Annotated in this window: 16 protein-coding genes and 1 tRNA gene; 11 read left to right on the top strand and 6 right to left on the bottom strand. The window is 67.3% G+C overall.

Features of this window, described 5'->3' with window-relative positions:
* Window positions 1-81 precede the first annotated feature (81 nt).
* The 4 genes from JOE57_RS01960 (at window position 82) to JOE57_RS01945 (ending at window position 4,467) form a co-directional block, all read left to right on the top strand.
* Window positions 82-1,401 (top strand): ABC transporter substrate-binding protein, encoded by a 1,320-nt coding sequence (locus JOE57_RS01960; RefSeq protein ID WP_204916149.1) that lies wholly within the window; start codon window positions 82-84, stop codon window positions 1,399-1,401.
* Window positions 1,402-1,477: 76 nt separating this feature from the next.
* On the top strand, window positions 1,478-2,389 hold the full coding sequence (locus tag JOE57_RS01955; RefSeq protein WP_204916148.1) for an ABC transporter permease subunit: 912 nt from the start codon (window positions 1,478-1,480) through the stop codon (window positions 2,387-2,389).
* On the top strand, window positions 2,386-3,306 hold the full coding sequence (locus JOE57_RS01950) for a carbohydrate ABC transporter permease (protein WP_204916147.1): 921 nt from the start codon (window positions 2,386-2,388) through the stop codon (window positions 3,304-3,306). The genes JOE57_RS01955 and JOE57_RS01950 overlap by 4 nt, the downstream gene beginning before the upstream one ends.
* 48 nt (window positions 3,307-3,354) lie before the next feature.
* Window positions 3,355-4,467, top strand: coding sequence for a glycoside hydrolase family 130 protein (locus tag JOE57_RS01945; protein ID WP_338041104.1), 1,113 nt, complete (start codon window positions 3,355-3,357; stop codon window positions 4,465-4,467).
* Here JOE57_RS01945 and JOE57_RS01940 read toward each other — a convergent pair.
* The 5 genes from JOE57_RS01940 to JOE57_RS01920 form a co-directional block, all read right to left on the bottom strand.
* Window positions 4,464-5,540 (bottom strand): Gfo/Idh/MocA family protein, encoded by a 1,077-nt coding sequence (locus JOE57_RS01940; protein WP_204916146.1) that lies wholly within the window; start codon window positions 5,538-5,540, stop codon window positions 4,464-4,466. The two genes, JOE57_RS01945 and JOE57_RS01940, sit on opposite strands and share 4 nt — an antisense overlap.
* Window positions 5,533-6,531: a Gfo/Idh/MocA family oxidoreductase gene (locus JOE57_RS01935; RefSeq protein WP_204916145.1), complete on the bottom strand. Its 999-nt coding sequence runs from the start codon at window positions 6,529-6,531 to the stop codon at window positions 5,533-5,535. Before JOE57_RS01935 ends, JOE57_RS01940 begins: the two co-directional genes overlap by 8 nt.
* A 173-nt stretch (window positions 6,532-6,704) precedes the next feature.
* Window positions 6,705-7,730, bottom strand: coding sequence for a class I fructose-bisphosphate aldolase (locus JOE57_RS01930; RefSeq protein ID WP_204916144.1), 1,026 nt, complete (start codon window positions 7,728-7,730; stop codon window positions 6,705-6,707).
* Window positions 7,731-7,929: 199 nt separating this feature from the next.
* Window positions 7,930-8,625: a cation efflux transmembrane domain-containing protein gene (locus JOE57_RS01925; RefSeq protein WP_204916143.1), complete on the bottom strand. Its 696-nt coding sequence runs from the start codon at window positions 8,623-8,625 to the stop codon at window positions 7,930-7,932.
* Between the two features lie 140 nt (window positions 8,626-8,765).
* A tRNA-Met gene (locus tag JOE57_RS01920) sits at window positions 8,766-8,839 on the bottom strand.
* 262 nt (window positions 8,840-9,101) lie between these two features.
* On the opposite strand from JOE57_RS01920, the gene JOE57_RS01915 reads away from it, so the two are divergent.
* On the top strand, window positions 9,102-10,571 hold the full coding sequence (locus tag JOE57_RS01915) for an alpha-L-fucosidase (protein ID WP_204916142.1): 1,470 nt from the start codon (window positions 9,102-9,104) through the stop codon (window positions 10,569-10,571).
* Between the two features lie 116 nt (window positions 10,572-10,687).
* The gene (locus JOE57_RS01910; protein WP_204916141.1) at window positions 10,688-11,683 is read left to right on the top strand and encodes an IS481 family transposase; all 996 of its coding nucleotides are present in this window, start codon (window positions 10,688-10,690) and stop codon (window positions 11,681-11,683) included.
* On the opposite strand, the gene JOE57_RS01905 is transcribed toward JOE57_RS01910, so the two are convergent.
* Window positions 11,680-12,786 (bottom strand): FUSC family protein, encoded by a 1,107-nt coding sequence (locus JOE57_RS01905; RefSeq protein ID WP_239578809.1) that lies wholly within the window; start codon window positions 12,784-12,786, stop codon window positions 11,680-11,682. The two genes, JOE57_RS01910 and JOE57_RS01905, sit on opposite strands and share 4 nt — an antisense overlap.
* Window positions 12,787-12,875: 89 nt before the next feature.
* Here JOE57_RS01905 and JOE57_RS01900 point away from each other — a divergent pair, with 89 nt between their 5' ends.
* From JOE57_RS01900 to JOE57_RS01880, 5 genes are all read left to right on the top strand, one after another.
* Window positions 12,876-13,658: a ThuA domain-containing protein gene (locus JOE57_RS01900; protein ID WP_338041103.1), complete on the top strand. Its 783-nt coding sequence runs from the start codon at window positions 12,876-12,878 to the stop codon at window positions 13,656-13,658.
* Window positions 13,651-14,748 carry a Gfo/Idh/MocA family protein gene (locus tag JOE57_RS01895; protein WP_204916138.1) on the top strand — a complete coding sequence of 366 codons (1,098 nt, stop codon included), beginning with the start codon at window positions 13,651-13,653 and terminating at the stop codon, window positions 14,746-14,748. Before JOE57_RS01900 ends, JOE57_RS01895 begins: the two co-directional genes overlap by 8 nt.
* A 193-nt stretch (window positions 14,749-14,941) precedes the next feature.
* Window positions 14,942-15,613 carry an O-methyltransferase gene (locus JOE57_RS01890; RefSeq protein ID WP_204916137.1) on the top strand — a complete coding sequence of 224 codons (672 nt, stop codon included), beginning with the start codon at window positions 14,942-14,944 and terminating at the stop codon, window positions 15,611-15,613.
* A gap of 580 nt (window positions 15,614-16,193) precedes the next feature.
* The gene (locus JOE57_RS01885) at window positions 16,194-18,230 is read left to right on the top strand and encodes a SpoIID/LytB domain-containing protein (RefSeq protein ID WP_204916136.1); all 2,037 of its coding nucleotides are present in this window, start codon (window positions 16,194-16,196) and stop codon (window positions 18,228-18,230) included.
* 55 nt (window positions 18,231-18,285) lie between these two features.
* Window positions 18,286-19,254, top strand: coding sequence for a P1 family peptidase (locus JOE57_RS01880; protein WP_204916135.1), 969 nt, complete (start codon window positions 18,286-18,288; stop codon window positions 19,252-19,254).

The raw sequence follows: 19,254 nt of genomic DNA, 5'->3' as shown, positions 1-19,254 counted from the left end.
ACTGACCGTGATGTTACCTTCCATCAACCGAAACGCTTCGGTAGATCTCCCGGAGGCATCATGGCAACGAAGAAGTTCCAGATGATCAGGACACGGCGCGGCATCAGTGCTCTCCTGGCAGCGCTGCTCGGCCTGGCGCTGTTCGCCGGCTGCTCAGGCAGCCAGGGCGCGTCCAGCGGCAACCAGAGCCCGGCAGCCGCCCCGAAGGGTGACCTGAATGTCGTGGTCTCCAGCGCAACCGGATCCGATGCCGGTTTCAAGGCGGTGAACAAGGCATTCGCGGCGAAATATCCCGACGTCAAGGTGAAGTTCACCGCGATCCCGAACGAGAACTACGCGGCTGCCCACTCGTCGCGGCTGAGCGCGGGCAGCATCGATGTCGGTCTGGCCGGCCCCAAGGAGCTCCCCAGCTATGTGCCGGCCTCCAATATGGGTGACGACGCGCGGCTCGCTGATGCCGGCGGACTGGTGGACCTCACCAACCAGCCGTTCATGAAGAACTACACGCCCACGGTGCTGGACTCCATCAAGTACAAGGGCAAGCAGTACACGGTGCCGACCGGGCTGAGCTACTACACCGGCGTCTACTACAACAAGACGATCTTCGACAAGTACGGCCTGAAGATCCCCACCACCTGGTCGGAGTTCATGACCGTCTGCAAGACGCTGAAGTCGAAGGGGGTCGTGCCACTCGGCATCTCCGGCAAGGACAGCGCCGGCGTCAACATGCTGGGGGTGGTGCAGAACATCTACCCGACCCAGAAGGACAAGGAAGATCTGGCCAAGGGTCTGTGGGATCAGAGCGTCAAGCTCACCGACGGCAAGCAGCTGGAGGTCCTGACCAAGGTGAAGGCGCTGTACGACTACGCCGAGCCGAACTTCGCCGGTGTCTCCTACAACACGATGACCGCCGGATTCGTCAAGGGACAGTTCGCCATGATGTCGGACGGGACGTGGAACCAGACCACCATCGATGCGGCCGGTGGCCCGAACTTCAAGTACGGCTACTTCCCGCTGCCGTCCAGTGACAACGCCGCAGACAATGCGTTCCTGGGTGGCAAGGTCGAGCTGACGTTCGCCGTGCCGAGCAACTCGAAGAACGTCGGTGCGGCGCTGGCCTACCTGGCCTTCTTCTCCGAGCCGGAGAACTACAAGCTGTTCCTCAAGGAGGCGGGTTTCGCCCCCTCCCAGCCGAACATCGAGCTGACGCCGTTCTACAACTCGATCGCGCCGTACACCAAGACGTTCCAGCCCGCCTGGGACACCATCTGGATCGCGAACACCAAGGCGGGTGCGAAGGCTCAGTTCCCGTTCAACTACTCCGGCATCGCGCCACTGGGCAGCCAGACGCCCGAGAAGGCCGCCGCGGCCTCTCAGGCGGACTGGGCCGCCGGCTTCTGAACCCTCTCTCCGCAGGTCCGGCCGAGGCACTCCCTCGGCCGGCCCTGCGGAGACTAACGGAAGGAGGTCCGCAGTCGTGTCGAGCTATTTCGTGTTCGGACGCCGGGCCACCGTGCGGGCGTCGTTCGCGGTAGGTCTCCTGCCGATACTCGTGTTCGCCCTCCTGCCGGCGGTGGCCGTCTTCGTGATCTCCTTCACCGACGTACGCGCGCTGCCGTTCCTGCCGGTCAACTGGGTGGGAGTGGAGAACTACAAGTCGTTCTTCTCCGCGGCCCATCTCGGCTACAACGTGAACGCGTTGAAGAACACCTTCATCTTCGCATTCCTGGTGACCATCATCCAGAACGTGCTGGCACTGCTGATCGCCGTCCTGTTCAACCAACCGCTGCGCGGGACGACCTTCTACCGGTCCGTCGTCTTCCTTCCCACCATCCTGGGCGTGACGGTGATCGGCCTCATCTGGTCGCTGATGTTCAACCCGACAGCGAGCCCGGGTGCGGCGATCTGGCACTGGTTCGGCGCCAACACCGCCTTCTTCGGTGATCCCAAGATCGCCCTGTACCTGGTGATCTTCGTCCAGGTCTGGGCAGGCATCGGCGTCGCAGTGGTGATCTACCTTGCCGGGCTGCAGGCCATCCCAGCTGAGCTGTACGAGGTCGCCAGCATCGACGGGGCGAGCAGCTGGCAGAAGCTGCGGCTGATCACCTACCCGTTGTTGGCGCCGTCGGTGACGGCGAACATGCTGCTCTGCATAGTGGGATCGTTGCAGAGCTACCAGTTGATCTACGTGTTGACCGGACCGAACAACGACGCCACCCAGGTGCTGTCGCTGGCGATCTTCACCCAGGGCTTCGGCGGCAGTGCGGCTGGCGGCTCGGCGCAGTCACAGGGCTACGCGGCCGCCATCTCGGTCGTCCAGTTCGTCATGGTAGGGGTCATCTCGCTGATCGTGCTGGCATACCTGCGCAAGCGGGAGGAGAGGCTGTGAGCAACCAGGCGGTCAGCAAAGAGCCGGCCGAGGGCACCGCGGCGAGGAGAGACTCGGGCGGGCGCCGACCCGAGCCCACACCGGCGCACGAGCATCGTCCTCGGCGATTCCCGCTGGGCAGGCTGTTGTCCTACCTCGCGGTGCTGGTCGTGATGGTGCTGTACCTGTTTCCGTTGCTCTTCCTGTTGAACACCGCACTGAAGAGCAACGCCGAGTTCTTCTCCAACCCGCTGGGGATGGTCAAGCACCTGGCGATCAACAACTTCAGCCAGGCGTGGCGTCAGGGCAACTTCGGCGCCTACATGCTGAACAGCATCCTGTACACCGCGGTCGCGGCCGGTCTGGGAACGTTCATCTCGTTGCTCGTGGGGTTCCCGGTGTCGCGTGGCTACCTGAAGCACACCAAGCTCTGGTACGGGTTGTTCGTCGCCATGTTGTTCCTGCCGAACTCGCTGGTGACGCAGTTCCAGCTGGTGCTGCGGCTCAACCTGTACGACACCCGACTGGGCTACATGCTGATGATGGCGGCCGGAGTCGGTGTCGGCCCGCTGCTCGTCGCCGGTTACGTCAAGTCGGTCCCGGTCGAGCTCGACGAGGCGGCGGCCCTCGACGGCGTCGGCTATCTGCGTTACCTCTTCGGCTTCCTGCCAGCGCTGCTCAAGCCCGTCCTGTCGACGATCTTCATCCTGCAGGCGATCGGGGTCTGGAACGACATCATCCTGGCCACCATTCTGCTGCCGGACCAGACGAAATCTCCGGTGACGCTGGGATTGTTCGCCTTCCAGGGCACCTACACCAGCCAGTGGAGCCTGCTGTCGGCTGCGACGATCATCGTTGCCGCCCCGCTGCTGGTGGCCTACGTCTTCCTGCAGCGCTACCTGGTGGCCAGTGTCGTGGGTGGCGCCGTCAAGGGCTGACCACTGACACCGAGATCTCGACCATCACCTTCACCGAAAGGATTTCCTGTGCCTGCCAACACCACCGTTCCCGAGGTTCCGTACACGCTTACGCGAGTGGGGACGTTGATGCGCCCCGAACCCGGAGAGCCGCTTGAGGTCGAAGGGGTGCTCAACCCGGCGGCGGCCTGGGGACCGGACGAGCGGCTGTACATCTTCCCGCGCCTGGTGGCGGAGGGCAACGTGTCCAGGGTCGGCAAGGGGGAGATCATCATCGAAGATGGGGTGCCGGACCGGGTCGAACGACAGGGCGTCGTCCTGGCGCCCGACCGCGGCTGGGAGCACGGCACTGATCATGGCGGGGTAGAGGACCCTCGGATGACCTGGATCCCCGAGCTGCAGAGCTATGTCATGACCTACGTCGCGTTCGGCCCGCTGGGCCCGCATCCGGCGCTGGCGGTCTCCACTGATCTTGTCGAGTGGAAGCGCCTCGGGCCGGTGCAGTTCGGTTATGCCGACGAGCTGGACACCGACCTGAACCTCTTCCCCAACAAGGATGTCGTCTGGTTCCCCGAAGCCGTGCCGGGACCCGACGGGGTGCCCTGTTTCGCGCTGCTGCACCGGCCCATGTGGGAGCTTGACTTCCTGCGCGAAGGTGAGCAGGCGCCCTTGCCGGCAGGCACGGTCGACGACCGGGCAGCCATCTGGATCTCCTACGTCCGCGCCGAGGACGCGAAGGCGGACATCAGCGCCTTGTGCCGTCCCTTCGGCCACCAGTTCGTGGCCGGCTCACAGTACGACTGGGAGTCACTCAAGATCGGCGGCGGGCCACCTCCGATCAGGATCCCCGAAGGCTGGCTGCTGCTGCACCACGGCGTCAGCGGAAGCATTGACGGCGACGGTTTCCAACCAGAGAACCAGAAGAACGTCAACTATGCGGCCGGTGCGATGATCCTCGACGCCGATCATCCCGAGCGAGTCGTGGCCCGCACCGTCGAGCCGATGATGCGCCCGGAGACCGCCGAGGAGACGACCGGTCAGGTGTCGAATGTCGTGTTCCCGACCGCCATCGTGGAGATCGAGAAGGTGCTCTACGTCCTCTACGGCATGGCCGACTCACAGATCGGCGTGGCCCGGCTGGACCGGGTCGATCAGACCTCGGGTCGGGAAACCGCCGGCTAGTCCTTGCGCGGCTGGACGCCAAGCGTGACGGTCTGGCCGCCGGAGGCTGCCGACCGAAGCGCAGACGCCATCACCTGGACAGTGCGCAGCCCAGCTGCCGCCGAGACTGCCGGAGGGGTCCCGTGCCGGACGCTGTGGACGAAGTCGTCGAGCATCTGTGCATCCAGGTCAGTCCCGACTGCGAGCCATTCGGCGCCGTCGCGGCCGTATCCGCCGACGTGCGGCGCGAACGGGTCGATCCGGACCGAGCCCTTCGTCCCGATCACCTCCAACGTCAGGCCGCCCCAGGTGGCCGCCTTTGCGGGTTGGCTCCACGAGCAGTCGATGGTGGCGATCAGCCCCGAGCCGTACCGCAGGGACACCATCCCGCCCGTCTCAACGCCGCTATCGACCAGCGGCCACAGGATGCGGTTCGAGACAGCCCTGACCTCGACGGGGGTGACGCCCAGCAGCGCATCGATGAGGTCCGCGCAGTGCACGACATGGTCGACGATGGCGCCTCCGCCGGAGAGCTCCGGCTCAACGAACCAGCGCCGGTCGGCGGGAAGCTGGCCGTTGTTGGTGCCGAGAATGGCGACCAGCTCACCCAGCCGACCGTCGATCACCGCCTGCCGCAGCTGCTGGAAGGAGGCGGCCTGGCGCAGGGGATAGGCGACGCTCAGGGTGACGCCAGCCTCGTCCGCCGCACGGCACAGCAGCTCAGCGTCCTCGACCGTGGTGGTCAGCGGCTTCTCGCACAGCACGTGACAGCCGGCCTTGATGGCCAGCTCGGCGACGGCACGATGACGGGTGTTCTCCGTGCAGACGATGACGGCGTTCGGCTGCCAGTCCAGCGCCTGCTGATAGCTGTCGAAGTAGTCGATGCCAAGCTCGCTGGCGAGGCGGGCGCCTCGGAGCCCTGCACCGCCGTCCACCGGCGCGTCCGGATCGGCAAGCACGACCTCGACGTCGTCCCGCTGGTGCAGGTTGCGCAGGTAGCCGACCGCGTGCCCATGGGCTGCTGACAGGACGGCCACCTTCAGCTGCCGCTGCCCAGCCAGGCCGTGCTGGCCTGTCGGCGCTCGCTCAGACATGGCTGCTCAGCTCCTCGAGTCGGGTGAGGTAGTCCTCGAAGGCGACCGGCTGCCCGGTCCCGGCTGACCGGGAGACCGCCTCAGCGAGACCCACGGCCGCGACTCCGTCCAGCAGGCTCACCGGAGATGGCGCACCTGCCCGCAGCGTGCTGACGTACGCCCGGATCTGTGCCAGCTCGGGGCTCTCGTCGGCGAGCCCTGGTGCCATCAGCCCGGCTCCGGGCGGGTTGTCGATGACGAGGCCCGACGCCTCTGACCGAAACGTCAGTCGGCCGGCGTGACCGGCGACATCGAAGGAGCTACGGCGCTCGAGACCCGGCGGACCGCACTGTCCCTGGAGATGGGTGATGGCGCCCTCGGCGTGGGTGAGGGTGACCTGCGCCACCATGGTGCTCGGCCCTTGCCCGTCGCCGGCGCCCGAGTTCGCCACCGCGTACACCCCGGTGACCTCCCCGGCGATCCAGCGGGCCAGGTCCAGGTCCTCGATCAGCACCTCGGCGACCAGGTCGAAGAGCGTCGGCGCGCCGGCGTCAGGAGATGGGCTGGGGACGGAGCAGGTGAAGCGGAGGATCGCCGGGGTGCCGATGCGGCCGCTGCTCACTGCTGCCTGCAGGGTGGTGCGCTCGGGGACGAACCGGCCGACCTGGGACGGCAACACCGAGACCCCGGCGTCCAAGGAGGCCCGTGCGATCATCAGCGCCTCATCGAACGTCCGACCCAGGGGCTGCTCACAGACGAGGGACCGACCAGCCCCGATGGCGGCCAGACAGAGGTCGCGGCGGGAGTCGGCCGGCGCGCAGACATGAACGATGTCCACCCAGGAGAGCAGGTCGTCGAGGGCGTCGAAGGGAGAGGAGGCGCCCGCGGCCTCTTGCGGGAACGGCGGGTCGTAGGCGAGGGTACCGACTTCGGCGCCCACAGCCCGCCAGGCGGAGATCTGCCGCTGGGCGATCCGACCAGCCCCGATGACGCCGACACGCAACCCGACCACTGACCGATCCCTCCCTGGCCGGGCCGACTGCTCGCACTGATCGGAGCATGCCCGGCCCCGACACCCAAGCCGAAACGCTTCGGCTCGCTGGGACTCTACCGAGGCGCAGCGGCGAGGGCAAGCACCGGCCGGCAGCACCTGGCCGCTCCAGGGGACCGGCCTTTCACCCGGGTCTAGTGCGACACCAGGTGTTCCATCTCGGCGCTGTACGTCCCATGCCGGGCCGCGCCGTTGAGTCGGGCGCGGTGGAGTAGGGCGGCTTGGGCGGAGTCGCGGTTGGCCTCGTCCCCGGCCCAGGCGTGCAGCACGGGGGCCTGGAGCGCGCGGCCGAAGGAGAAGCTCAGCTCCCACGGCTGCGGTGTCCGCCGGTTGAGGGCGTCCAGGTTCGCGGTGGCCTGCTCGTCGGACTGGCCGCCGGACAGGAAGACCATCCCCGGCACCGCCGTAGGCACGGTCCGCCGCATCACGGTGATCGTCGCGTCGGCGACCTCGTCGGTCGTCGCCTGGATGGGGCAGTCCTTGCCTGACAGCACCATGTTCGGCTTGAGCAGGCTCGCCTCTAGGATCACCCGGTGGCGGCTGAGCTGGTCGTACACGGCGCGCAGGGTCGCCTCGGTCACCTCGGCGCACCGCTCGAGGGTGTGGGTGCCATCCATCAGCACCTCGGGCTCGACAATGGGCGTCAGGCCGGCCTCCTGAGAGAGGGCGGCGTAGCGCGCCAGGGCATGGGCGTTCGCCTCGACACAGAAGGTGGTCGGACGCGCGTCCCCGATCTTGATGACGGCGCGCCATTTGGCGAACCGGGCGCCAAGGGCGGCGTACTCCTCCAGCCGCGCCCGCAGTCCGTCCAGCCCCTCGGTGACCACCTCGTCCGGGAACCCGGCCAGCGCCTTCGTGCCGCCGTCCACCTTGATGCCCGGGATCACCCCCTGGCTCTGCAGCACCTCGGCGAACGGCGTGCCGTCCGACGTGCGCTGGCGGATCGTCTCGTCGAAGAGGATCACGCCGCTGATGAACTCACCGATCCCCGCGGTCGTGAACAGGATCTCGCGGTAGGCGCGGCGTCGTGGCTCGGTCGACTCCACCCCGATCCCGGCAAGACGCTTGGCCATCGTCGGTGTGCTCTCGTCCGCTGCCAGGATGCCCTTGCCCGGGGCGACCAGCGCCACCGCCGTCTGGATCATGGATTCGACATCCACAGTTGCACCCACCCTTCTCGTCGGTCCTGTCCCATCGTCCAGCGGCTGCCCTTCGCTCCGCTACGGACGTTGGTCCCGACTCTCGCCGGTCCTGAGGGGGTCGGGGTGACAGGAATCGACCATTCGTCGCGGGCGCGTTCCCGCCCTTAGGCGCAGCGCCGCGAAGGACCGGGAACGAATGGTCGATCTCTTGCAGGAGTCAGCAGTTGCAGTCTGGGCCGCAGGGCTGTGACTCGGCCCCGGCCTCATCATCACCGCGTTCGAACAACGCCTCGGCTGAGCAGCAGCTCTCGCCTTTCCATGCCTCGATGCCCTCCCGAACGGCCAGGCCGGCGATCGCCAGTCCGGCGAAGGGATCGGCCCACCACCAGCCGACTGCACTGTTGAGCAGCAGGCCCACCAGCAATGCGCCGGACATGTAGGTGCAGAGCAACGTCTGCTTCGAGTCCGCCACAGCCGAACTGGATCCCAGCTCCTTTCCGGTTCTGCGCTGCAGGTACGAGACGGTCGGCATGACCATCAGGCTGACCGCGGCCAGCGCAATGCCGACCGTCGAGTGCTCGGCGGGTTCTCCGGTCAGAATGCTTCGGAGGGCTTCGAACGCGACGAACGCAGCCAATGCGAAGAATGCGAAGGAGATGACGCGCAGGGTCGTCCGCTCCCTGGCTTCATGATCATCCCGGGAGAACTGCCAGGCCACTGCCAGCGCCGAGGACACCTCGATCACGGAGTCGAGCCCGAAACCGAGCAGCGCGCTCGATGACGCGGACCTTCCAGCCAGCAGCGCAACAACCGCCTCGATGACGTTGTAGGTGATCGTGAACAGTACGAGGAACCGGATGCGCCGGACCAGGGTGGCGCGACGCGGATCCCCCTGAACGGTCGTGTTGCTCACCACCGCACCTTATGACAACGAGCGGTGGGAGCAACGGCGATGCGCCGGGTGAAGCGCTGGACGAGCCCTCGTGCGAGGTCACTGGTGGCCCGAAAAGCAAAGGTCCAGGTCAGACAGCGTCTGACCTGGACCTTCTCTTGTAGCGGGGACAGGATTTGAACCTGTGACCTCTGGGTTATGAGCCCAGCGAGCTACCGAGCTGCTCCACCCCGCGTCGGCAGAACCAGACTCTACGTCAGGGTTTCGCAGAAGCCAAATCGGGGCCGCGGGAAGCCGGCGGGGCGGTCCACGGCGAGTCTCTCTGGGGAGGTATAGATTCGATCTTTCGCCGCGCATCGTGGCGCCAGCCATTCGACACTGGGGGATCGGTCAGCATTCATCCAATGAATATCCCCTCGAAGTCTTGACGCTGGGTTGCCGGAAAGGAAAGACTCGAGGCGCCGACCACCCCCACGCCCGAGAGGACACCGACACTCATGGTGCAGCCAGCAGTCGCCGAAGGTCCGTTCCGCCCCAGCTTCGAGTCGCTGCGCGAGTTCAGCTGCCCGGCCTGGTTCCGTGATGCCAAGTTCGGGATCTGGTCGCACTGGGGTGCCCAGTCGGTGCCGATGTTCGGAGACTGGTACGCCCGGCACCTCTACTGCGAGGGCACCGACCAGTACCGGCACCATCTCCGGACGTACGGCCACCCGTCGGCGGTCGGCTACAAGGACCTGGTCAAGCTGTGGAAGGCCGAGCAGTTCGACGCCGAGGACCTGATGGACCGGTTCGTTGCAGCCGGCGCCCGGTACTTCGTCGGTCAGGCCATGCATCATGACAACTTTTTCAACTACGACTCGGCCCTGCACAGCTGGAACTCGGTGCAGATGGGCCCGGGCAAGGACATCACCGGTCTCTGGAAGGCCGCCGCGGACAGCCGCGGGCTGCCGTTCGGCCTGACCGAGCATCTCGGTGCCACCTTCAGCTGGTGGCGCTACAACAAGGGCAGCGACCGGCAGGGACCGTACGCCGGAGTGCCATACGACGGCAATGACCCCGCGTTCGAGGATCTCTATCTGGCCAACCAGGAGCACTACGACCCCCGGGCCGAGGGATTTCCGATCGAGCCCTGGTACACGGCGAACGAGCGCTGGCACCAGCACTGGCTGGCGGTGATGAAGGAGGTCATCGACCGCTACCAGCCCGACCTGCTCTACTCCGACGGGCCGCTGCCGTTCGGCGAGCACGGCTACGCCGCCGGCCTGGAGGCCGTGGCGCATCTCTACAACACCAGCGCTGCGCGGCACGGTGGCGTCAACCAGGCCGTCTACAACCAGAAGGACCGCAACCCCGAGGTCTACTCGGTCGGCATCCTCGACATCGAGCGCAGCCAGGAGCCCGACATCAAGCCGGAGCCCTGGCAGACCGACACCTCGGTAGGTGACTGGTTCTACAACGTCCGCGACGTCTACAAGACCCCCGGCCACGTCATCGAGATGCTCATCGACATCGTGGCGAAGAACGGGAACCTGCTGCTCAACCTGCCGCAGCGGCCGGACGGCACCCTGGACCAGGAGTGCCTGTACCTCCTCGACGAGCTGGCCGCCTGGACCGCGATCTGCGGCGAGGGCATCTATGGCACCCGCCCGTTCCGGGTCTCCGGCGAGGGGCGCAGCGGGGTGCGGATCGAGGGCTTCGTCGAGGACGCGGTCGCCTGGACCAGTGACGACTTCCGGTTCACCCGCAAGGGCAACACCCTGTACGCCTTCCAGATGCGCTGGCCAGACGATGGTCGGGCCATCATCCGGACGCTGACGCCGGCGGATCGCGTCACCTCGGTGCGGTTGCTCGGGGCCGGTCCGGTGGAGTTCGAGCAGGCGGGTGGCGTCCTGGTGGCCACGCTGCCGGAGAAGCGTCCGACCGCCTACGCGCACTGTCTGGCGGTCGAGCTGGAGCGGATCGACTAGTTGTGATGTCCAGGGAGGTTGTATCGCCGGGGATCGGTGAGCCTGCCTGACAGACGAAGGCCTCCGGTTGTGAAGTGGAGCTGTCTAGTTCACCGCTTCGCTGACCGGAGGCCCTCGTGTCCCACGCTAACGCTGCCCTCACCCCCCGCGCCCGTTTACGGCTCGCCGAACTCGTCGTCGACCGCGGCTGGACCTTCGCCGCCGCTGCGAAGATGTTCATGGTCGCGCCTCGCACAGCGAAGAAGTGGGCCGACCGCTATCGGAGCGAAGGTGCTGCCGGGATGGTCGACCGCAGCTCGCGGCCACATTCGAGCCCGACAAAGACCACGCCGGACGTGGTCCGGCGGATCGTGCGGCTTCGGTGGCGGCACCGGCTCGGCCCGGTCCAGATCGCCGGCCGGCTTGGGATGCAGGCCTCCACCGTGCACGCCGTACTGGTGCGTTGTCGGATCAACCGGCTCTGCCATATCGACCGGGTCACAGGCGAGCCGCTGCGCCGATACGAACACCCACACCCCGGCTCGCTGATCCACGTCGACGTCACCAAGTTCGGCAACATTCCCGATGGTGGTGGATGGCGCTACCTCGGCAAGCAGCAAGGAGATCGCAACCGCGCTGCAACCGACACCCAGCGGCGAAGAGGCCCAGTGCGTGGCCCGCTGATCGGCACCGCATACGTGCATACCGTCATCGATGACCACTCCCGGATGGCCTACGCCGAGATCTGTGCCGACGAGAAGGCAGCGACGGCGATCGAGGTTCTCCATCGTGCCGCGGCATGGTTCACAGACCACGGTGTCACCGTCGAGCGTGTGCTGTCCGACAACGGATCGGCCTACAGGTCCCACGCCTGGCGCGACGCCTGCGCCGAGCTTGGCATCACCCACAAGCGCACACGTCCCTACCGGCCGCAGACCAACGGAAAGATCGAGCGGTTCCACCGCACACTGGCCGACGGGTGGGCCTACGCCCGGTTCTATGAATCAACCGAGCAACGCAACACCGCCCTGCCCGGCTGGCTCCACTTCTACAATCATCACCGAGCCCACTCCGCCATCGGAGGCAAGCCGCCAGTCACCCGGCTGACCAACCTCGCTGGACATCACAACTAGTCCATCTCCGGGATCGCCTCGCGCGCCTCGGCGTAGGTGAGCCCGGTCAGTTCCAGCAGGTCACACAGCAGTGACCTGACCTGGGCCAGGATGACGATCGCCGACAGCGACTCGGCCAGCTTGAGCCGAGAGCTTTCCCGGCCGAGAGCGGTGAGCCGGTCGCGGGCGGCCACGGGCAGCCGCCGTTCGTACAGCTCGCCGGCCATGAAATCCACCACCTCGGCCACCGAGGTGAGCAGCACCAGATAGGCGAGCGGCACGGTCTCACCGCGCCAGAGGGCGATGGCGCAGCGTCGCGCCAGCACCCGAAGGTTGCGGTTGCCCCGGTCCAGTGGTGCCAGCAGGTCGGCGTAGCCCTGGACGGCCGGCAGCTGGCCCCGTCGGAACGGGGAGAAGCGCACGACAGCCAGGCCCTCGGAGACGGCCTCGTCCAGCTCGACGATCTGGTCCTGCCCGCGGCGGGCCTGCTCCAGCACGGCGTCACCTGCGTCCCGGTCGCCCTCCCGCAGCGCCTGGTCGACCGCCCTCAGCGTTGCGGCCATCTCCAGCAGGAACCCGGCAGCCAGCAGCCGTGGCCGGCGCACCGGGGCACTGGGGGCGATGGTCGCCACCAACATGGCGAGTGCACAGCCGATCACCGCATCCAGCCAGCGACCGAAGGCCTGGTTGGGGTCAGGCACCAGGGTGATGATGATGATGGACTGCACACCCGCCTGAATGATGGTCAGGTTGCCGGCGCCGACCAGCGAGGCGATCGACATGGCGAGCAGGCAGACGACGATGATCTGCCACACCCCGGTGCCGAAGTACGTGACGAACACGTCGCCGATGAAGACCCCGACGGCCACCCCGATCGCGACCTCGATCCCGCGACGGAGGCGCTGACCGAAGGTGAAGCCCAGGCAGATGATCGCTGCCACCGGGGCGAAGAACGGCAGCCGGTGTCCGATGACTGTCTGGGCCAGCCACCAGGCCAGCCCGGCCGTGACTGCGCACTGGGTGATCATGAAAATCCGCGACCGCCAGCGCTGCACCCGGCGATGCGCGGTGTCGCGTCCGGCCCTGGCAGTGCGCTCGGTCAGGTCGAATGCGCGCAACTTCATCTGCTCGAGGGAGAACCGCCCGGAGTCCATGGCCACCATCATCCCGCCCCCCGTACATTCGCCCAGAAGCGTTTCGGCAGACTAGGCATGTGAACTCTCCGATTCGCGTCACCGTATGGGGCGAAAACCACCACGAAAACTCCGAGCGGGACCGCGCGGCCATGGCCGAGCGCTATCCCGAGGGCATGCACGGCGCTGTCGCCGCAGGCATCAAAGAACTGCTGGGTGATGCCGTCGAAGTGCGCACCGCCACCCACCAGGAGCCCGACCACGGGCTCACTGAGGAGGTGCTGGAGAACACCGATGTGCTGACCTGGTGGGGCCACATGGCCCATGACACGGTCGACGACGCCGTCGTCGATCGGGTGCACCAGCGGGTGCTGGGCGGGATGGGGCTGCTGGCGCTGCACTCGGCGCACTTCAGCAAGATTTTCATCAAGCTGATGGCCACCTCCTGCTCGCTGTCGTGGCGGAACTCGCGCGACACCGAGCTGGTCTGGACAGTCTCGCCGTCACACCCGATCGCTCAGGGCGTCCCGCAGCCCATCGTCATCGACGAGCAGGAGATGTACGGGGAGTTCTTCGACATCCCCGAGCCCGATGAGCTGGTCTTCCTCTCGACGTTCACCGGCGGCGAGGTCTTCCGCTCCGGCGTCTGCTACCGACGCGGCAAGGGCAAGGTGTTCTACTTCTCGCCGGGCGACCAGGACTATCCGGTCTATCACCACCCCGACATCAAGCGGGTGCTGGCGAACGCGGTCGAGTGGGCCGCACCGGCAGCCAGCGCCGACTTCCAGCCGCCGGCGGTACGCAACCAGCCCGAGCCGTTCTTCGCGGCCGAGCTGAAGCAGAAGGAGAGCGCAGATGTCTGAGTCGACCGACCGCAAGATCCGGGCCGGCGTGATCGGTGTCGGTTGGGCTGGCGAGCAGCACCTGATCGGCTACTCGACCGCCGACGATGTCGAGATCGTCGGTCTCGCCGGGATGGAGCCGGACCGGCTGGAGCTGCTCGGTGACCGCTACGGCGCAGAGCTCCGGTTCGCCGACTGGGAGCAGCTGTTGGCCGAGGGTGACCTTGACGTGGTCAGCATCTGCACGCCGACCGCCCTGCACGGACCGATGGCCATCGCCGCGCTGAACGCCGGCGTACATGTGTTGTCGGAGAAGCCGATGGCTGAGAACGCCGACGTGGCCAGGGCCATGGTCGACGCCGCCCGTGCGAACGACCGGGTGCTGGACGTGCTCTTCAACCACCGTCGCGGCGGTCAGGTGAAGGCGCTGAAGAAGATCATCGACCAGGGCATCCTGGGCAACATCTACTACGCCAAGGCCGGCTGGCTCCGACGCTCCGGCATCCCGGGGCTCGGCAGTTGGTTCACCAAGATGGCCACCGCCGGTGGCGGACCGATGATGGACATCGGCGTGCACATGCTGGACATGGCCATGCATCTGCTGAACGAGCCGCGGGTGACGACCGTCAGTGCGGCGACCTACGCCGAGTTCGGCCCGCGTGGCCGCGGCGGCGCCGGTGGGCTGGCCGGTGCCAAGTCCGGCGGCAGCGGAGCGGTCGACTTCGAGGTGGAGGATCTGTCCACGGCCTTCATGCGCCTGGACACCGGCAGCACTCTGCTGCTGGAGACCAGCTGGGCGAGCTGGATCCCGCATGACCTGATCTACGTCAACGTCTACGGCTCCGAGGGTGGTGCGACGCTCGAGCTCGGCGGCGCTCCCGCCACCTACACCAAGCTGGACGTCTGGACCGAGGTTGCGGGTGTGCCGGCAGAGCTGCAGCCCGACATCCCAGCCAGTGGCGGCCATACCGAGGCGGTGCAGGACTTCCTGGTCCTGGTCCGCTCCGGTGACTGGGAGCAGCACCGCGGCGAGATGGGCCTGTCCCGCTCCGTCGTCGTGGACGCCTGCTATGCGTCGGCCCAGAAGGGCGCCGAGGTCACCGTCGACTGAGCAGATCCGCTCACGGCCCCGGCCGCGACCGCTCCGGCGGTCGTGGCCGGGGCCGTTCGTCGTCGAGGCGGCTGGTGGTTCTCCGGACCCGCTCCTGGTCAGTTTCCCAAGTCGACTTGGGAAACTGACCGCTTAGCGGGGACAAGAGGACGTCGGAGCCGGGAGCGCCGTCGGGCTGGCTAGGATCGCGGTCATGACCGAGGAGACAGCGCTGTGGAGTGCGGTGGATACCTACTTCGAGCCGCTCATAGCACCCGACCAGCTGCTGTTCGATGCCCTGCGCCGAGCTGACGAGGCAGGACTGCCGCAGATCCAGGTGTCCGCCGCCCAGGGAAAGCTGTTGCAGCTGCTGGTCCAACTGGCGGGTGCGCAACGGGTGCTGGAGATCGGCACGCTGGCGGGCTACAGCACCATCTGGCTGGCCAGGGCGCTGCCCCCAGACGGGCACCTGCTCAGCTGTGAACTCGACCCGCACCATGCGGCCGTCGCTGTCGAGAACCTGGCAGCGGCCGGCTTGGCGGACAGGGTCGAGGTGCGCGTCGGTGCCGCAGCCGACACCCTGCAGTCCGTGATCGAGTCCGGCGCGGAGCCCTTCGACCTGGTGTTCATCGACGCGGACAAGCCCTCCAACCCGGTCTATCTCGAGCGGTCGCTGCAGCTGACCCGACCGGGGTCGGTGATCATCCTGGACAACGCGGTGCGCAGCGGTGCCGTCGCCGACCAGACCAGCACCGACCCGAACGTGCTGGGGGTCCGGGCGTTCGTCGATCTCGTCCGAGCCGACCCCCGGCTGTCCGCGACAGCGATCCAGACCGTCGGCAGCAAGGGCTACGACGGGTTCATCCTGATCCGGGTCAACGGGTGACTTAGTCCACGCGAAGGGAAACCACGCGTCGGGCTCAGGGCCTGTGTGGCTTCGCCACCTGCCGATTGTCCAACAGGCATATTGGCGCGTCAGCGTTGAGCCACGGTGTCATCTGAGCGTGGAGTCTGACGTGGTTCCTCGCTGACGCGCCAATTCGTGTGTTGCCTTCCCGCCCTGCGCTCTTGAGCTTGTCATCGTGCCCTCAGGCTGTCGAAGGGGCGACACTGCGCGCATGACGCCCTTCGACAGGCTCAGGGCGCGTGGAATTTGCGCGCATCGGCAGCGGGCCATGCAAGAAATCGACCACTCGCTGGGGGTGCTGCATCCCGACAAGGCTGGGCGTTCCTGCCGGAGACCGATGAATGGTCGGTTTCTTGCACCTGTCCTCGTCTCTGGCTACAGCGGTGCCTGGCACCGGCCGCAGGGGCCCGCCCATCCGGTCCCCGTGGGACCGACGTCACCGGGCGCGGCCAGGCATAACCTCACCTGTCACATCTGTAACAGGAAAGATCATCACCGAGTCTGCGGTGTCATGCTGGATCTGAGGCAGTCCACCGCCTCCCTGTACGAATGGATCGTCATGAAATCCCGCCTCGCCGCCGTTCTCGGCACTCGTCGCAGCTACCGACTAACCCGCGCCGTGGCGGCGCTGCTCGGTGCTCTCATCCTTGCCGCTCTCAGCGTCCTCACTGTCCTGCCGGCCCGAGCGGATACCGCCGTCAGCCCTAAGGCCGGTGTGTTCACCCTCTACGGCGCCGGCTACGGACACGGCTGGGGGATGAGCCAGTACGGCGCCTACGGGGCGGCCACCAAGGGCCTGACCTGGCAGCAGATCATGGCGTTCTACTATCCGGGGACCACCCTGGCCACCCGGTCTGTGACAGCGACCATCCGGGTCTGGATCACCGAGGACACCGACAACGACCTGCGCGTCCTGCCCTCCAGTGGCCTGAAGGTCTCCGACACCAACGGCCACTCCTACACCATGCCGACCGGCACCGGCTACCGCGCGTGGCGGGCCGTGGTGACCTCAACGACGATGAAGCTCCAGTACCGCAACGCTGACGGCGACTGGGTGACCCGCACCACCACCCTGACGCCCGGCACCTGGACCTTCAGCAACACCGCCAAGATCGTCAAGGTCTGGCTGACCGACGGCACCTACCGCGAGTTCCGCGGCACCGTGTCGGGAATGCGGATCGGCACCACCACCTCGCGTACCGTCAACACACTGACCATGGAGCAATACCTGCAGTCGGTGGTTCCCTCGGAGTTGCCGACCTCCTGGCACCCCGAGGCGGTACGTAGCCAGGCGGTCGCGGCCCGCACGTATGCGGCGAGGCTGCAGGCCAGTGCCGCCACCGGAGCGACCTACGACGTCTGCGACACCACCGCCTGCCAGGTCTACAAGGGTTATGCCATCACCAGCGGGGGCGTGCGGACGCTGCAGGAGACCGCGGCAGGCAACGCCGCGGTCAGCGCCACGGCGGGAAGATATCTCGCCTACGGCAGCACGGTCGCGCTGACCCAGTTCTCCTCCTCCAACGGCGGCTACGCGGCCCAGGGTGACTACCCCTACCTACCGGCCCACCCCGATCCGTATGACGCCGTCATCAAGCCCAACACCTGGACCGCGACACTGACCACCACCGCCATCGCGGCCGCCTACCCGGCCGTCGGCACGGTGCGGCAGCTGCAGGTGCTCAGCCGGGACGGCTACGGGCGCTGGGGCGGCCGGGTGGAGTCGATCAAGATCATCGGAAGCACCACCTCACAGACCGTGACCGGGATGGCCTTCCGGACCAAGCTCGCTCTGCGCTCCACCCTGTTCACCATCACCGGCGGCGTCGGCACCCCGTACGAGACGTTCCCGCGGCGCTACGACCCCAGCTCCCTGGCCGACCTGCTGATGGTCACCAATGCCGGGAACCTGGTTAGACGACCGGCACTGCCCGGCGGAACCCTCGGTGACCCGGTCCAGATCGGCACCGGTGGCTGGACCAACTTCACCCATGTCGTGAACGCCGGCGACTGGAACGGCGACGGCTACCAGGACGTGATCGCCCGCACCACCGGCGAACGGCTGCTGCTCTACCGGGGCCGGAGCACCGGAGGCTTCTCCGCCGGGGTGGACATGGGGCTGAGGTCCAACCACACCGAGCTCACCAGTGTCGGCGACTTCAACGGCGACACGTTCCCCGACCTGGTCGTGGTCAACGTCTCGGGCAACCTCTACATCTGCTGGGGCAACGGCTCGACCGGGTTCACCGGTTTCACCCGACTCGCCACCGGCTGGGGTGACCAGAAGTGGCTGCGCAGCCCGGGGGACTGGAACTCCGACGGCCGTCCCGACCTGATCACCCGGGTCGGCACCGACCTCTACCTGCACAAGGGCACGGCGACCAACTTCAGCAGCCCGGTCAGAATCGGCACCGGTTGGGGCTCCATCGCCACGATCACGTCCATCGGTGACTTCGACGCCGACGGCCATGCCGATCTGGTGGCCAAGACTGTGGACTCCAAGTTCCGGCTCTACCCAGGCAACGGCAACGGCGGCTTCCTGCCGATGAAGCCACTGGCCGGCACCTGGAGCACGGTCTACGCCTTCGGCATCTGAGTCCGCGCTCGTGGCGCGTCGATCCCCGGTGGGACCGCAGCACTAGGGTGGAGCCGTGATCGAGGGGTTCGAGATCGGCCATCACACCGCCGATGCTGACGGCTGGCTGACCGGGACGACGGTGGTCCTGGCCCGTGGTGGCGCAGTGGGTGGTGTCGACGTCCGTGGCGGCGGTCCGGGAACCCGGGAGACGGACCTGCTGCACCCGACCGCGCTGATCGAGCGGGTGCACGCCGTCGTGCTGACCGGCGGCAGCGCCTACGGTCTCGCCGCCGCCGACGGGGTGATGGCCGGACTGGCCGAGGCCGGGATCGGCTTCCCGGTGGGCCCCGAGGCCGGTCAGGTAGTTCCGATCGTCCCCGCTGCGGTGATCTTCGACCTGGGTCGCGGCGACAACTTCGACCACCGGCCGGACGCGTCCTTCGGGGCGGCGGCGCTGGCCGCCGCGACCGCCGACGCGCCGGTGCAGGGTTGCGTTGGCGCCGGCACGGGTGCGGTCTGCGGCGGCCTGAAGGGCGGCTTCGGGTACGCCGAACGCACCCTTCCCTCCGGCGTCTCGGTGGCAGCCGCGGTGGTCGTGAACGCGAACGGCTCGGCCGTCGACCCCGACACCGGACGGCTCTACGCCCACCATCGAGGGGCCGATCTGGACCGCCAGCACCTCACCGCTCTGCAGGCTGCGGCAGCCGAGGGATCCGCCTCGTTCGCCACCACCATCGGCGTCGTGCTCTGCGATGCGCAGCTGACGAAGGCGCAGTGCAGCAAGATCGCCGCAGTGGCCCACGACGGAATGGCGCGGGCCATCCGCCCGTTGCACTCGATGCTGGACGGGGACACGGTGTTCTCGCTGGCGACCCCGGTGGTGGCACCCCCGGACGACCCCCGGGCCGCGCTGCTGCAGTTCAACTCCCTGCTCGCCGGTGCGGCCGACGTGTTCACCGAGGCCTGCGGGAACGCCATGCTGGCCGCGACCAGCCGGGGCCGGTGGACGAGCTACCCGGACCTGGTGCCGGACACGGCATGA

The sequence above is a fragment of the Microlunatus panaciterrae genome, from assembly GCF_016907535.1.
Taxonomy (GTDB): Bacteria; Actinomycetota; Actinomycetes; order Propionibacteriales; family Propionibacteriaceae; genus Microlunatus; species Microlunatus panaciterrae.
This window is presented reverse-complemented; position numbering and strand designations above follow the sequence as displayed.

Excerpts from the sequence above, each read along its gene's own strand:
- JOE57_RS01960 (WP_204916149.1), top strand. The coding sequence starts at position 82 with ATGATCAGGACACGGCGCGGCATCAGTGCTCTCCTGGCAGCGCTGCTC.
- JOE57_RS01940 (WP_204916146.1), bottom strand. The coding sequence starts at position 5,540 with ATGTCTGAGCGAGCGCCGACAGGCCAGCACGGCCTGGCTGGGCAGCGG.
- JOE57_RS01915 (WP_204916142.1), top strand. The coding sequence starts at position 9,102 with ATGGTGCAGCCAGCAGTCGCCGAAGGTCCGTTCCGCCCCAGCTTCGAG.
- JOE57_RS01905 (WP_239578809.1), bottom strand. The coding sequence starts at position 12,786 with ATGAAGTTGCGCGCATTCGACCTGACCGAGCGCACTGCCAGGGCCGGA.
- JOE57_RS01895 (WP_204916138.1), top strand. The coding sequence starts at position 13,651 with ATGTCTGAGTCGACCGACCGCAAGATCCGGGCCGGCGTGATCGGTGTC.
- JOE57_RS01890 (WP_204916137.1), top strand. The coding sequence starts at position 14,942 with ATGACCGAGGAGACAGCGCTGTGGAGTGCGGTGGATACCTACTTCGAG.
- JOE57_RS01885 (WP_204916136.1), top strand. The coding sequence starts at position 16,194 with ATGAAATCCCGCCTCGCCGCCGTTCTCGGCACTCGTCGCAGCTACCGA.